General features: G+C 62.9%; 11 protein-coding genes. All 11 read left to right on the forward strand.

Features of this window, described 5'->3' with window-relative positions; translation table 11 throughout:
* Window positions 1-30 precede the first annotated feature (30 nt).
* The 11 genes from dapA (at window position 31) to EQG66_RS09325 (ending at window position 13527) form a co-directional block, all read left to right on the forward strand.
* Window positions 31-909, forward strand: a complete 879-nt coding sequence (dapA, locus tag EQG66_RS09275; RefSeq protein ID WP_129404315.1) for a 4-hydroxy-tetrahydrodipicolinate synthase — start codon at window positions 31-33, stop codon at window positions 907-909.
* A 43-nt stretch (window positions 910-952) separates the two neighbouring features.
* Window positions 953-1435 (forward strand): SsrA-binding protein SmpB, encoded by a 483-nt coding sequence (gene smpB / locus EQG66_RS09280; RefSeq protein WP_129404316.1) that lies wholly within the window; start codon window positions 953-955, stop codon window positions 1433-1435.
* The gene (locus EQG66_RS09285; RefSeq protein ID WP_129404317.1) at window positions 1435-1980 is read left to right on the forward strand and encodes a DUF2062 domain-containing protein; all 546 of its coding nucleotides are present in this window, start codon (window positions 1435-1437) and stop codon (window positions 1978-1980) included. The genes smpB and EQG66_RS09285 overlap by 1 nt, the downstream gene beginning before the upstream one ends.
* A 102-nt stretch (window positions 1981-2082) precedes the next feature.
* Window positions 2083-4506, forward strand: coding sequence for a hybrid sensor histidine kinase/response regulator (locus tag EQG66_RS09290; protein ID WP_129404318.1), 2424 nt, complete (start codon window positions 2083-2085; stop codon window positions 4504-4506).
* Between the two features lie 95 nt (window positions 4507-4601).
* Complete coding sequence (locus EQG66_RS09295; RefSeq protein WP_129404319.1) at window positions 4602-4991, forward strand: response regulator; 390 nt, start codon at window positions 4602-4604, stop codon at window positions 4989-4991.
* A gap of 92 nt (window positions 4992-5083) precedes the next feature.
* Window positions 5084-6160: a recombinase RecA gene (gene recA / locus EQG66_RS09300; RefSeq protein WP_129404320.1), complete on the forward strand. Its 1077-nt coding sequence runs from the start codon at window positions 5084-5086 to the stop codon at window positions 6158-6160.
* 146 nt (window positions 6161-6306) lie between these two features.
* Window positions 6307-8976: an alanine--tRNA ligase gene (alaS, locus tag EQG66_RS09305; RefSeq protein WP_129404321.1), complete on the forward strand. Its 2670-nt coding sequence runs from the start codon at window positions 6307-6309 to the stop codon at window positions 8974-8976.
* Between the two features lie 4 nt (window positions 8977-8980).
* The gene (locus EQG66_RS09310) at window positions 8981-9388 is read left to right on the forward strand and encodes an EVE domain-containing protein (protein ID WP_129404322.1); all 408 of its coding nucleotides are present in this window, start codon (window positions 8981-8983) and stop codon (window positions 9386-9388) included.
* A gap of 382 nt (window positions 9389-9770) precedes the next feature.
* Complete coding sequence (gene hrpB / locus EQG66_RS09315) at window positions 9771-12221, forward strand: ATP-dependent helicase HrpB (protein ID WP_129404323.1); 2451 nt, start codon at window positions 9771-9773, stop codon at window positions 12219-12221.
* Window positions 12222-12274: 53 nt separating this feature from the next.
* On the forward strand, window positions 12275-12553 hold the full coding sequence (locus EQG66_RS09320) for an ETC complex I subunit (protein WP_129404324.1): 279 nt from the start codon (window positions 12275-12277) through the stop codon (window positions 12551-12553).
* 179 nt (window positions 12554-12732) lie between these two features.
* A complete protein-coding gene (locus tag EQG66_RS09325; protein WP_129404325.1) occupies window positions 12733-13527 on the forward strand; it encodes a hypothetical protein in 795 nt (264 codons plus the stop codon).
* The last annotated feature ends 410 nt before the right edge of the window (window positions 13528-13937 follow it).

The following is a 13937-nucleotide window of genomic DNA, read 5'->3' on the forward strand; positions in this document are numbered from 1 at the left end:
ATGAACGGCAACTTTGAAGGAGTTTTTTGCATGTTCTCCGGGTCGATACCGGCACTGGTCACACCCTTCCGGGATGGATCGCTCGATGAAGCGGCATTTCGGGCCTTTGTGGACTGGCAGATAGCAGAAGGCAGCAGCGCGCTCGTGCCCTGTGGCACCACCGGAGAGAGCGCGACGATGACAGTGGATGAGCACAACCGTGTCATTGCTATCTGTGTCGAGCAGGCTGCGGGCCGCGTGCCGGTCATCGCGGGCTGCGGCTCCAATGACACACGCATTGCGCTGGAGCATATGTTTGCGGCGCAGGCGGCGGGCGCGGACGCTGCGCTGGTGGTGGCGCCTTATTACAACAAGCCCAATCAGGAGGGCGTCTATCAGCATTTTGCCCATCTGGCGCAGCATTGCGATCTGCCGATCATCCTCTACAACGTGCCGAGCCGCACGATTACCGATATCGGTGTGCCGGTGCTGCACCGGCTGGCCGAGGACTATCAGACGATCGTCGGGATCAAGGACGCGACCGGAAATCTGGGCCGAGTAACGGCACAGCGCCTCGCCTGTGGCACTGATTTCATCCAGCTTTCCGGCAATGACGAGACTGCGCTGGGCTTTAACGCGATGGGCGGTGTCGGCTGTATCTCTGTCACTGCAAACGTCGCGCCGCGCCTGTGCGCTGAGTTTCAGGCGGCTTGTGCGGCGGGCGAATGGGGCAGGGCGCTCGATATTCAGGACAGATTATATCCTCTGCACGATGCGCTGTTCAGCGATTCTTCACCAGGGCCGACTAAATATGCGCTCTCGCGTATTCGCCCGGAGATGCCAACCGATGTTCGCCTGCCTATTACATGGCCCAGCGCCTCTAGTCAGGCAGCGGTGGACCGCGCGCTGGAAATCGCGGGTCTGGTATAGCGGCGCCCGCGCCCCCATATCACCCTTAGGAACGCATTACGTCATGGCCCGCCCACGCCCCGAAGCCTTCAAGAAGGTCAAGACGGTCGCCGAGAATCGGCGGGCGCGCTTTGACTATGCGATCGACGAGGTGTTCGAGGCGGGCATAGTCCTGCAAGGCACCGAGGTGAAATCGCTGCGCTTTGGTGAAGGCTCGATCGCCGAGAGCTATGCCGAGGTACGCGACGAGCAGGTGTGGCTGGTCAACAGCAATATCCCCGAATTCAGCCACGGCAACCGCTTCAACCATGAGCCGAAGCGCCCGCGCAAGCTGCTGTTGCATGATCGGGAAATCGCGAAGCTGCATGGCGCAGTGGCGCGCAAGGGCATGACGCTGGTGCCGCTGTCGATTTATTTTAACGGGCAGGGGCGCGCCAAGGTCGAGCTCGCGCTCGCCAAGGGCAAGAACGCCGCCGACAAGCGCGAGACGACCAAGGAACGCGAGTGGAAGCGCGAGCAGGGCCGCCTGCTGAAGGAGCATGGTTGATGCAGAACCGGCTCACCAGCTGGTGGCATGAGCATGCGCCGCGCAGGGAAACTTTCGAGAACAGCCGCATCCTCGCGCCGATAGCGCACAGGGTGCTGGCGCCGGAGCTGTGGCGCTTTACCCGGCGCTCGGTGCCGCGTGGAGTGGCGCTGGGCTTGCTCGTCGGCATCTTCCTGATGATTCCCGGCTTGCAGATTGCGGGTGCGGCGTTTCTGGCGCTCCCGTTCCGGGCGAACATTCCGCTGGCCGCGGCGATGACTTTCTTGAGCAACCCCGCCACCACGCCGCTCATTCTTTGGGCTTCAGTCTATGTCGGAAATCTGGCGCTGGGGCGCTCCTCAGAAATAGCGCAGTTCATGGCGCTGATGGAGCAGCACGCCAGCATGGCGCGCTGGTTCCAGTGGCTGGTATCAGAGGCCGCGCCGGCCATGATATTCGGGCTGGCGTTGATCGCAATTGCTGCGGCTGTCATCGGCTATTTCCTTGCTGACTGGCTGTGGCAACAGCACCTCTGGCGCAAGTGGAAAGCCCGGCGGGGCGACTGATTTTTCCCGCATCCCATATATTTCCGCTTCATCCGGCCCGTGACTTTGCTACTGTGCCGATCCAACATTATCCGCATAAGACGATAAGGACGTAAACCCGCCATGTCTGCGGCGCAGGGAAGCAGTTACAAGCAGGATATTCTCGCCCTGACGGCGGAGCCGGACCGGCGCTATGCGTTTCCCGCGCTGTTGATCGGCGCGCTGGTGAGCGCGGCTGTCGTCTTCGTGGCGCTGGGCGACTGGATCATCGCCGCCGGGTTTGCAGCAGCGGTGATCGGCTTGGCGGGCCTCGCTTATGCGGTGCGCCCCGCAGAGCCTGCCATCGCCGCCACGCGGGAGCTTCCGCCGGATTGGTCAATCGTGCGCACGGCGGCGAATGGTGCGGGTATGGGTCTGGCGGTGACGGATCAGGCCGGCAAGCTCGTCTGCGCGAGCGACCTCTATGGCGAGTGGTTCCCCGGCTGGCCCGCGCCCTCATCGCTGCCGTTTGCGCCAGATCAGATCGTCGCGCTGGTGCAGGCCGGGCGTCTTGCCGCGCGCGATGGGGAGGGGCGGTGCGACACACTCGCCCACGGCGCGCTCAGGCTGGAGGCGCATATCACACGCACCGGCAGGGCGGACGATTATCTGATCTGGCATTTCCAGCCTGTACGCCAATCGAGCGTGGTTGAGGACTTTGGCCGGATGATCTCCGGCGAGGTCGGTGCACAGCTGGGTGACGCCGGGCTAATGGCGGCGATTATCGGCTCTGAGGGGCGCATTCGCAGCACTAACGACGCTTTCCTGATGCGCGCGGCCGGGCGCACGGATACGGATCTGACCGGTCGGGGCTTTGCGGAATTTTTCCGTCGCGACGATCAGGGCCGTATCTTTTTTCAGCGCGAGGCGACCTCGACTTTGCCGGTCGCGGTGTTCCGCGTTTTGCTGAAGGGCGATCAGTCTGATGGCCCGGCGATGATCCTGCTGGTCGATCAGCCGGGCGACGCAACATTGGGTGGGTCATCGCTGTCCTATCTGCAAGGTCTGCTGGCGCTGCTACCCTTTGGCGTGGCTATGGCGGATCGGGATGGCAGGCTGCTCTTCCTCAACGGCGTGTTCGCCCGTGCGGCGAATGTGGCGGAAGGCCAGCAACCTGCCTATCCCGGCGATCTTGTGGTGGCGGAGGATCAGGCGGCGCTGGCCTCGGCGGTGCGGCGTTATGCCGTGGGGCCGCAAATGTCCGGCGACATAGCGGTACGGCTCCGCAACCAGCCGGAGGAGCCTGTCGCTTTCAGCCTGGCCGGCGTGCGCGGTTTGGGCGAGGCGGCGGTGATCCTGACGCTCAAGGACGACAATGAGGAGGGCCGCCTCAAGCGGCAGGTGGCACAGGCGACCAAGATGCAGGCGGTGGGCCAGCTCGCGGGCGGTGTGGCGCATGATTTCAACAACATCCTCACCGCGATCATCGGCCATTGCGATCTGATGCTGATGCGCCATACGCCGGGTGACAGCGACTATGACGACATCCAGCATGTCAAATCCAACTCCAACCGCGCCGCCAGCCTGACGCGCCAGTTGCTGGCGTTCTCGCGCCAGCAGACTCTGCGCCCGCAGGTGATCCAGCTGCCCGATATCGTGTCCGATGTATCGAGCCTTTTGAAGCGCCTGATCGGCGAGAATGTGAAGCTGGAGGTGACGCATGGTCGCAACCTTGGCCATGTCCGTGCAGATCCGGGCCAGATCGAGCAGGTGATCGTCAACCTCGCAGTGAACGCGCGGGACGCTATGCCCGATGGCGGCACCGTCTCGATCCAGACCTTCGCCGTCACCGCAGCACAGGTACGCGAGCTGCGCTCCACCGTGCTGCCTGCCGCAGATTATACCGGCCTGCGCGTATCCGATACCGGCACCGGCATCCCGCCTGAAATTCTGCCCAAGATCTTCGAGCCGTTCTTCACCACCAAGGAGGTCGGCAAGGGAACCGGGCTGGGGCTTTCGACCGTATATGGCATCGTCAAACAGTCCGGCGGTTATATCTTTGCGGAGTCAGAGCCGGGGCGCGGCACGAGCTTCACCGTCTATCTGCCGGTTCACGCGGCGAACGCCGAGGAAAAGGAACCCGCCTCGATCAAATCCACCCCACCTGCGCGCAGTGAATGGGGCACCGGCACGATCTTGCTGGTGGAGGACGAAGATATGGTGCGCGCGGTGGCCGAGCGGGCGCTCACCCGGCAGGGCTACACTGTGCATACAGCGTCTGATGGCGAGCAGGGGCTGGAGCGGCTGGCCGAGCTGGGCCATGTCGATCTGCTGATCTCGGATGTGGTAATGCCCAATATGGATGGGCCGGCGATGGTGCGAGAGGCGCGGGCGATGCGGCCCGATCTGCCGGTTTTGTTCATGTCCGGCTATGCCGAGGAGCAGCTGCGCAAATCCATTGATATGGATAAGGTTTCTTTTCTGCCCAAGCCCTTTTCCGTGGCGCAGCTTTCCGAAGCAGTGGTAGAATGCTTTTCTCAGGCAGCGCAAAACCGTGCTGAGCCGTAGCGCTCGCGCGGCGGGTTGAGCCGATATAGCTTGCGCAGTGCGAGTGTCTGCGTCAGCATCTGCCGTTAGCCTTTTACGTAACTGACGGTATTTACATGGCACTATCCGATATTTCCTCTGTAGCACGCTCTGTCCTTATTGTGGAGGACGAGGCGATGATCGCCATGATGCTGGAGGAATATGTGTCGGCGCTGGGCCATCAGGTGCGCGGCGTGGCATCCAGCCTTGCCGAAGCGGCGGCGCTGATTGATGCCATCGGCGGCGAGGGCGCAGTCGATCTTGCCATACTCGATTGCCACTTGGGCAGAGAGGAAGTGTGGCCGGTTGCAGACAGGCTATTGGCGGCAGGTATCACTGTCATCCTCAGCTCAGGCGGCTCGATCTCAACGCTGCCAGAGCGTTTTTCCGCCTGTCCGATGTTGCAAAAGCCCTACACGATGGCCGCTCTGACGGAAATTCTCACTCATGCGCCTGCCTCTGTGTAAATTTTTTTGTTCCCCTCTTGTTCATGGAGAACAAATAGAATACATAGACCGCATACCCGTAATCCATATTGCACTTGGCAGGAGACAGGCCCATGACCGCACAGCTCAAACTCATCGATTCCGACAAGAAGGGCAGTATGGACAGGCAAAAGGCATTGGACGCCGCGCTGGCGCAGATCGATCGCGCGTTCGGCAAGGGCAGCGCGATGAAGCTGGGCAGCCGCGACAAGATAGAGATCGAGGCGGTCTCCACCGGATCGCTGGGTCTGGATATCGCGCTTGGCATCGGTGGCCTGCCGCGCGGCCGTATCGTTGAAATTTACGGGCCGGAAAGCTCCGGCAAGACCACGCTGGCGCTCCATGCCATAGCCGAAGCGCAGAAAATTGGTGGCACGGCGGCATTCGTCGATGCCGAGCATGCGCTCGATCCCGGTTATGCCAAAAAGCTGGGGGTGGATATTGACGAGCTGATCGTTTCCCAACCCGATACCGGCGAACAGGCGCTGGAAATCGTCGATACGCTGGTGCGCTCCAATGCGGTCGATGTGCTGGTGGTCGATTCTGTGGCGGCGCTGGTGCCCCGTGCCGAGATCGAGGGCGAGATGGGCGACAGCCATGTCGGCCTGCAGGCGCGCCTGATGAGCCAGGCGCTGCGCAAACTCACCGGCTCGATCTCGCGTTCGCGCTGCACCGTGATCTTCATCAATCAGGTGCGCATGAAGATCGGCGTAATGTATGGCAACCCGGAAACGACGACGGGCGGCAATGCGCTCAAATTCTATGCCTCCGTGCGGCTCGACATCCGCCGCACCGGTCAGATCAAGGATCGCGAGGAGATCATCGGCAACACCACGCGGGTAAAGGTGGTAAAGAACAAGGTGGCCCCGCCGTTCAAGCAGGTCGAGTTCGACATCATGTATGGCGAGGGCATTTCCAAGATCGGCGAGATTCTCGATCTCGGCGTGAAGGCGGGCATCGTCGAGAAATCCGGCGCATGGTTCTCTTACGATTCGATCCGTATCGGGCAGGGACGGGAGAATTCCAAGACCTTCCTCAAGGAAAATCCTGAGCTGATGAACCGGCTTGAGGCGGCCATTCGCGGCAAGACCGAGGAGGTTTCCGAAGCGTTGATGGCCGGGCCGGACGATGGCGACGACATGGAGGGCTGAGGCTTCGGCGCAATTGTTGAAGCCATGGCGCAGGTGAGATACGCTGGCCCAAGGCGCGGACAAGCCGAAATCATGTTAGGCGGGGCGGAGGCGAGGGCTGAATTGGCGCTTGTCTCCGCCTTTGCGCTCGCCTAATCGCTCAGATCATGACATCGACCAATGACATCCGCCGCTCCTTCCTCGACTATTTCGCCGGGCAAGGCCACTTTATGGTCCCGTCCGCACCGCTGGTGCCGCATAATGACCCGACCTTGATGTTCACGAATGCGGGCATGGTGCCGTTCAAGAATGTCTTCACAGGTCTGGAATCGCGGCCCTATAAAACAGCCACCTCCTCGCAGAAATGCGTCCGCGCGGGCGGCAAGCACAATGATCTCGATAATGTCGGCTATACCGCGCGCCACCACACTTTCTTTGAAATGCTGGGCAATTTCAGTTTCGGCGACTATTTCAAGGAGCAGGCGATCCATCATGCCTGGACGCTGATCACCCGCGAATGGGGCATCGCGCCCGACCGTCTCACCGTCACCGTCTATCATGACGACGACGAGGCGTTTGGGCATTGGCGCAAGATCGCGGGTTTGCCGGAAGAGCGGATCATCCGCATCGCGACCTCGGACAATTTCTGGTCGATGGGCGATACCGGCCCGTGCGGTCCCTGCTCGGAGATTTTCTACGATCACGGCGCGCACATCCCCGGCGGTCCGCCCGGATCACCCGATGAGGATGGCGACCGCTTCGTCGAGATATGGAACCTCGTGTTCATGCAGTTCGACCAGCAGGCGGACGGCACGCGCATCTCCCTGCCGCGCCCCAGCATCGATACCGGCATGGGGCTGGAGCGTATCGCCGCCGTGATGCAGGGGGTGCATGATAATTACGATACTGACACCTTTCGCGCGTTGATTGGCGAGTCAGGTGCACTCACGCATAGTGACACTACCGGCGCGCACAAGGCGAGCCATCGGGTGATTGCCGATCATCTGCGTTCGTCCGGCTTTCTGATTGCCGATGGCGTGCTGCCTGCCAATGAGGGGCGCGGCTATGTGTTGCGGCGGATCATGCGCCGCGCGATGCGCCACGCCCACCTGCTGGGCACCACGGAGCCGTTAATGCACCGCCTTGTCGGCGCCTTGGTGAAGGAGATGGGCGGAGCCTACCCCGAACTGCTGCGCGCGCAACCGCTGATCGAGGAAACACTGCTGCGCGAGGAAACGCGCTTCCGCCAGACGCTCGACAAGGGGCTGCGTCTGCTGGACGACGCGACGGCGGGGATGGCCACGGGCGATGTGCTGCCGGGTGCCACCGCCTTCCGTCTCTATGACACATTCGGATTCCCCTATGACCTCACCGAGGACGCCCTGCGCGCCCAAGGCCTCGGCGTGGACCGCGCCGGGTTCGATGCCGCGATGGCCGAGCAGAAGGCCGCCGCCCGCGCCGCGTGGAAGGGATCAGGCGAGCGCGCCTCGGATGATATCTGGTTCGACATTGCCGAGGAAGCAGGCGCGACCGAGTTTATCGGCTATGGCGCGACCAGTGGCGAGGGTCAGGTGGTCGCTATCGTGCGCGAAGGCAAGCGTGTCGACAGCATAGGCGCGGGCGAAGACGCGATCATCGTCACCAACCAGACGCCGTTTTATGGCGAAAGCGGTGGCCAGACCGGCGACGCCGGAAGGTTGAGCGGAGCGGACGGCTTTGCCGCCACGGTCAGCGATACGGCCAAGCCGCTAGGCAGGCTTCACGCGCATCAGGTGCATGTCGAGGCGGGTGCGCTCAGCGTGGGTGCCAGCGTGAACCTTGCGGTCGATAGCGAGCGGAGGGACCGCATCCGTGCCAACCACAGCGCCACACACCTGCTGCACGCCGCGCTGCGCCACGCACTTGGCCCGCATGTTACGCAGAAGGGCAGCCTTGTCTCGGCAGACCGGCTGCGCTTCGACTTCTCGCACCCGGAAGCGCTCACGCCTGTGCAGATTGCGCAGATCGAGGCGGAAGTGAATGTGTATATTCGCGCGAATGGCGCAGTGACGACGCGGCTCATGACGCCGGACGATGCCATAGCGGCGGGCGCCATGGCGCTGTTTGGCGAGAAATATGGTGACGAGGTGCGCGTGCTCTCGATGGGCGATATGCATGAGGACGTGACAGGTGTGGGCAGCGCAGGCAGCTATTCAACGGAGCTGTGCGGCGGAACCCATGTGCGCGCGCTCGGCGATATTGCGCTGTTCAAGATCGTCAGCGAAGGCGCGGTGGCAAGCGGGGTGCGGCGTATCGAGGCGCTCACGGGAGAGGCTGCACGGCTGTGGTTGTCTGATCGGGAAGAAGCGCTGAAATCCGTGGCTGCTATCTTGCGCACCACGCCGGAAGATGTGCCCGCCCGCGTCTCTGCGTTGACAGAGCAACTCAAGAACGCCGAGCGTGAACTCGCCGACGCCAAGAAGGCGCTCGCGCTGGGCGGCGGGGGCGGCACCGCCCCGGCTGGGCCAGAAGATATCGGCGGCGTCGCCTTCCTCGGCCAGATCATCGAGGGGCTGGACCCCAAGGATCTGCGCGGATTGGTTGACGAGAACAAGCAGCGGCTCGGTTCCGGCATCTCTGCCGTCATTGCCGTGACCGACGGGCGAGCCTCGATCGCAGCGGGGGTGACGGACGATCTCGTAGGGCGCATCAGCGCAATCGATCTTGTGAGGGCGGGCGTGGAAGCGCTGGGCGGCAAGGGCGGCGGCGGGCGGCCCGATATGGCGCAGGGCGGCGGGCCGGATGGCGCCAACGCCTCGGCCGCGCTCGATGCTGTGCGCGCGCTGGTTAGAGGGTGAAGCGATGCAAACCTGGCTGATGAAATCGGAGCCGGATTGTTTCTCGTGGGACGACCTTGTGAACAAAGGCAAGGCCGAGTGGGATGGCGTCCGCAATCACCTCGCGCAGACGCACATGAAGGCAATGAAGCGCGGCGACCGCGCGCTATTCTATCACAGCAATATCGGGCTGGAGGTCGTCGGCATCATGGAGATTGTCGATGAGGCCGCGCCGGACAGCACGGACGAGACCGGGCGCTGGATGGCGGTGCATGTTTCCCCGTTGGAAAAGATGCCCACACCGGTGACACTCAAAACGATGAAGGCCGACCCCGCGCTCAAGGACATGGTGATGATTCGCCAGTCGCGCCTCTCCGTTTCGCCCGTCAGCGCGGCGGAGTATGCGCATATCCTGAAGCTCGGCGGGCTCTGATAACGGAGGCCGGGCATGCCTCCAAACAGAAACCCCCACCGCAATGCGGCAGGGGCGCTCTGGTCCGAAATGTCATGACCCACCCGGCAGGGTGCGCCACAATCCGGTGCTTACCCGAAAAGGGTGAGATAGGCCATCGCGGGGATGCCGAGCGAAATGACGCCGGCGAACGCGGTAAAGCCGAGATCAGCGATGTTTTTCATAATACGCTCCTGTGAACAACAATTTGTGCTTTGGTTGTGTGGTTCATATATGTTGCGGTGCAATATCCTTCAAACGCAAAGACAGTTGTTGCGATTGCAGAAAACGCAACCTTTGGTTTACCATGGCTGGTAATAAAGGGTGATCCGCCCAGCATTTGCGATGAAACGTGTGTAAACCCATGTCGTGGCTTCCTGTTAACGCCATTTTGCCCAATCTGCTCAATGTGCTGCACTGCAATAGCAATGCGGTGCTCGTGGCCCCGCCCGGCGCGGGCAAGACGACGGCGGTGGCGCCTGCGCTGCTGGGTGAAGACTGGTGCACCGGCCAGATCCTGCTGCTTTCGCCCCGCCGCCTTGCCGCCCGCGCCGCAGCAGAGCGGATGGCCGAGACGATGGGCGAGGCGGTGGGGCGCACCGTGGGCTATGCCACGCGCATGGACAGCCGCCACTCCGAGCAAACGCGCATCCTCGTGCTGACCGAAGGCATCTTCCGCAATCGCATACAGGATGACCCAGAGCTGTCGGGCGTCTCCGCCGTGCTGTTTGACGAGGTGCACGAACGCAGCCTCGACAGCGATTTCGGCCTTGCGCTCGCGCTCGATGTGCAGGGGGCACTGCGGCCGGACCTGCGCCTGCTCGCCATGTCAGCCACGATGGACGGCGCGCGCTTCGCCCGCCTGATGGGCGATTGCCCAGTGGTTGAAAGTGAAGGCCGCGCCTATCCGCTGGAGCTGCGCCACATCGGCCGCCGCGCCGAGCAACGGATCGAGGACGAGATCGCCGCCGCATGCCGCCGCGCGCTCATGGATGAAGCGCATGGCGACATCCTCGCCTTCCTGCCTGGCGTCGCGGAGATCAACCGCACGGCGGAACGCCTCGCCGGGCTGGCAGACGCAGCCGTGCTCCCGCTCCACGGCTCGCTCGAACCCGCGGACCAGCGCCGCGCCCTCGGTTCCGATCCGCAAGGCCGCCGCAAGATCATCCTCGCCACCAACATCGCCGAGACGAGCCTCACCGTCCCCGGCGTGCGCATCGTGGTGGACAGCGGCCTCACCCGCCGCGCGCGCTATGATCGGTCGGCCGGCGTCACGCGCCTTGTCACGGAAAAGGCGAGCCAGGCGGCGGTAACGCAGCGGGCGGGCCGCGCCGCGCGCCAGGAGGCGGGCGTCGCCTATCGGCTGTGGGAGGAGGCGGCGACCGGCGGCCTCGCCCCGTTCGATCCGCCGGAGATACTGGAGAGCGACCTTTCCGGCCTGCTGCTCGAATGTCTGATCTGGGGCGTGGCGGACCCGGCCTCGCTCCGCTGGCTCGATCCGCCACCGCCCGCCTCGCTGGCCGAGGCTCGCACCCGCCTCACCGCATTGGGCGCGCTCGATGCAGCGGGCGGCATTACGCCGCATGGCCGCGCCATCGCGAAACTGCCGCTGGAGCCGCGCATCGCGCACATGCTGCTCGCCGCGCGCGACCTCGGCCTGGTGCGCACCGCGTCGCGCATCGCCGCGCTATTGGGGGAGCGCGGCCTTGGCGGCACCGGCGAGGATATGGCCGAGCGCCTGCGCCGCTTCACACAGGAAGAGGGCAGCCGCGCAGACGCCGCGCGCAGACTGGCGGACCGCTGGGCGCACATGGTGGGCGAGGGGGAGGGCGACGCCACACCCGTCGCCGACGCAGACGAACCCCATGCCGCCGGCCTCTGCCTCGCGCTCGCCTTCCCGGATCGGGTGTCGAAACGGCGCGGCGGCGATGGCGCGGAGTGGATCAGCGCCGGGGGCAGGGGCTTCCGCCTCGATCCCGCCAGCCCGCTCGCCCGCACGGAATGGCTCGCGGTCGGCGCGGTGCAGGGCGCGGCATCGGGCGCGCGCATCCTCTCCGCCGCTCCGCTGGACCGGCGCGACATAGAGCGCCTGTTCGCAGGCCGCATCACCGAACAGCGCAGCGTGCGCTTCCGTGCCGACACCGGCGGGGTGGACGCGCGGCGCGAAACCCGGCTCGGCGGCATTGTGCTTACAAGCGGCGGAGACGACGCGCCCGATGCGGCAGAGGTCGCCCGCGTGCTCACGCAAGCCGTGCGCACCCATGGCCTCGCCCTGCTGCCGTGGAGCAACGCCGCCCTGTCGCTGCGCCGCCGCGCAGGCTTTGCGGGCGTTGCGGAGATATCCGACCCCGCGCTCCTCGCCAGCCTGGACGATTGGCTCCCGCCGCTCATCGAGGGCAAGCGCCGCCTCGCCGCCATAGACCCGCAAAGCCTGAACGCGGTGCTGGACTTGGCGCTGGGGTGGGACGGGCGCAAGCGGCTCGATGCCCTCGCCCCGCCGCATTTCCTGACGCCACTGGGCCATGAAGCCGCGATAGACTATGACGCGCCCGGCGGCCCAGAGGTGGAGCTGCGCGTGCAGGCGCTGTTCGGCCTCGCCGAGCATCCCACCATCGGGCCAGACAGGCTGCCCCTGCGCCTCAGCCTCACCTCGCCCGCCGGCCGCCCGATCCAGACGACGAGCGACCTGCCCGGCTTCTGGGCGGGCAGCTGGGCGGATGTCGCCAAGGAAATGCGCGGGCGCTACCCCAAACATCACTGGCCGGACGACCCGGCGAGCGCCGCCGCCACCCTGCGCACCAAACGCAAATCTTGACGAAGCCGCCCGGCTGGGCATAGGGGAGGGCATCGGGTTCAGGGAGAAACGACGTGGCCGCGCATATCTATCAGACGCCGAAGAATGCGATGCAGTCCGGCAAGGCGCGCACATCGACCTGGGTGCTGGAGTTCGACCCCGCCGAGCCGAAACGGCCCGATCCGCTCACCGGCTGGGCAGGCTCCGGCGACACGCGCCAACAGCTGCGCCTCACCTTCCCCTCGCTGGACGCCGCCAAGGCCTATGCCGAGCGCGAGGCAATTGCCTATCACGTAACAATGCCCGCGCCGAAAGCGCTGAAATTACAGGCTTATGCCGATAATTTTAGGTGAGGGTGAGATCAGGGTAGTTGCAGGAATCTTAGTTGTAACGTCATATATAACCATATGTCGTGCAAGAACTGTTGGAAGTACCGAAAGGAAGAACGATATCGCTTCAGTCGTGTGAATTGCGAGGCTTGTATGATTTGTTTATCCAACTTGATATAGAGTCTCAGCGGTGCACTACTACAATGTATAGAGGCTATAGGGGCATCATCGTTTCAGCTAGTTTATGTTTGGCGCTATGGAGCCAAACCCCACGCGCTAAGGAAAGACTTAGCCCAAGCCCAAAACACCAAACCGAAAATAGCGATAAAAAGGAGAACATCTACATTAAGCCAACCCCGGTCGTTATATTTGAGACACCGGACCAAGCCAATACCAAAAAGCGACGTGAAGATGAAAGCCGGAAACACGATGCCCGCGCCTTGCAGGCCCAAATAGACGCTGCTGAGGCCGCCAAAGATCAGAGAGTACCTACGTGGATAGGAGCGTTTCTCAGTATCCTTAGCACTTGCATTGTAGTTTGCTCCTTGTGCTTGGCCAAAAAAGCAAACAATATCGCTAAGGCCAATATCGCTAAACAACTGCGTCCTCTGCTGCATTTTGGAGATGTCTATTTCAGTAAAGACAGGCGTATTTTTTGGGCTGAGATTGAAAATAGAGGTGCTGGCCCGGCTATCAATGTTGAGGTTCACACCATCTCATTGACGGAAGCACAAAACAATGACGCCTGCGCCGTTTCTTTCGGCACAATAGGAGCTGGCGCGAAGCGGCTCCACGCCTTCGATTTTGGCGAGCCTGTTTTCTTCGCTGACAACGGCCTTGATGTTGCGGCCCTCTATCTGTCGTATTCCAGCCTCCACTACAAAGAACGTTTTATCCTGCGCGGGCAAATTTACAGCTATGATCACAGACTGCAATCAAACCCCGACAGAGCGGCTCTCCATCTTAAGCGTGGGTGTCCCGATGAGACTCTCGAATAAAAGGGATGGCGCTATCGTGCGCGTTAGTGGTCGATCTACTCTCTTTCACATATGCTCGAAGAGTAATCGTCTTTTTAAATCGCGAGGTCAGTGCAAAGCCATAGAACTGACTTTCAGTTCCCCCTGTCCTACAACCCCACACCTTTGCTACACCCCCTCCCGTCCGCTCTCCCTCGAAGGCCAAGGGGGGCGATGCGGATGGGCTTTGTGCGGTGCTGCGGGCCGGGGTGAGGGGACGCTCCTTCCTGCGCTGTAAAACAGCCGCGCAACTGTCGGTCGGCGTGAAGACATTGGGCGAAAACCGGATATATCCGTGTCCCAAGGTGACGAACCGGCGGTGCCCAGTAATGATGTCCTGTAGGGGCGTCGGGTGGCACAGGGGATGCCGGGGTCCGGGGAGGGACGCTCAT

The organism is Sphingobium fluviale, from assembly GCF_004122115.1.
Lineage (GTDB): Bacteria > Pseudomonadota > Alphaproteobacteria > Sphingomonadales > Sphingomonadaceae > Sphingobium > Sphingobium fluviale.

What these genes read in the sequence shown, in the direction of transcription:
- dapA (WP_129404315.1), top strand. Translation starts at nt 31, where the DNA reads ATGTTCTCCGGGTCGATACCGGCACTGGTCACACCCTTCCGGGATGGA.
- EQG66_RS09295 (WP_129404319.1), top strand. Translation starts at nt 4,602, where the DNA reads ATGGCACTATCCGATATTTCCTCTGTAGCACGCTCTGTCCTTATTGTG.
- EQG66_RS09325 (WP_129404325.1), top strand. Translation starts at nt 12,733, where the DNA reads ATGTATAGAGGCTATAGGGGCATCATCGTTTCAGCTAGTTTATGTTTG.
- hrpB (WP_129404323.1), top strand. Translation starts at nt 9,771, where the DNA reads ATGTCGTGGCTTCCTGTTAACGCCATTTTGCCCAATCTGCTCAATGTG.
- alaS (WP_129404321.1), top strand. Translation starts at nt 6,307, where the DNA reads ATGACATCGACCAATGACATCCGCCGCTCCTTCCTCGACTATTTCGCC.
- recA (WP_129404320.1), top strand. Translation starts at nt 5,084, where the DNA reads ATGACCGCACAGCTCAAACTCATCGATTCCGACAAGAAGGGCAGTATG.
- EQG66_RS09285 (WP_129404317.1), top strand. Translation starts at nt 1,435, where the DNA reads ATGCAGAACCGGCTCACCAGCTGGTGGCATGAGCATGCGCCGCGCAGG.
- EQG66_RS09310 (WP_129404322.1), top strand. Translation starts at nt 8,981, where the DNA reads ATGCAAACCTGGCTGATGAAATCGGAGCCGGATTGTTTCTCGTGGGAC.
- EQG66_RS09290 (WP_129404318.1), top strand. Translation starts at nt 2,083, where the DNA reads ATGTCTGCGGCGCAGGGAAGCAGTTACAAGCAGGATATTCTCGCCCTG.
- smpB (WP_129404316.1), top strand. Translation starts at nt 953, where the DNA reads ATGGCCCGCCCACGCCCCGAAGCCTTCAAGAAGGTCAAGACGGTCGCC.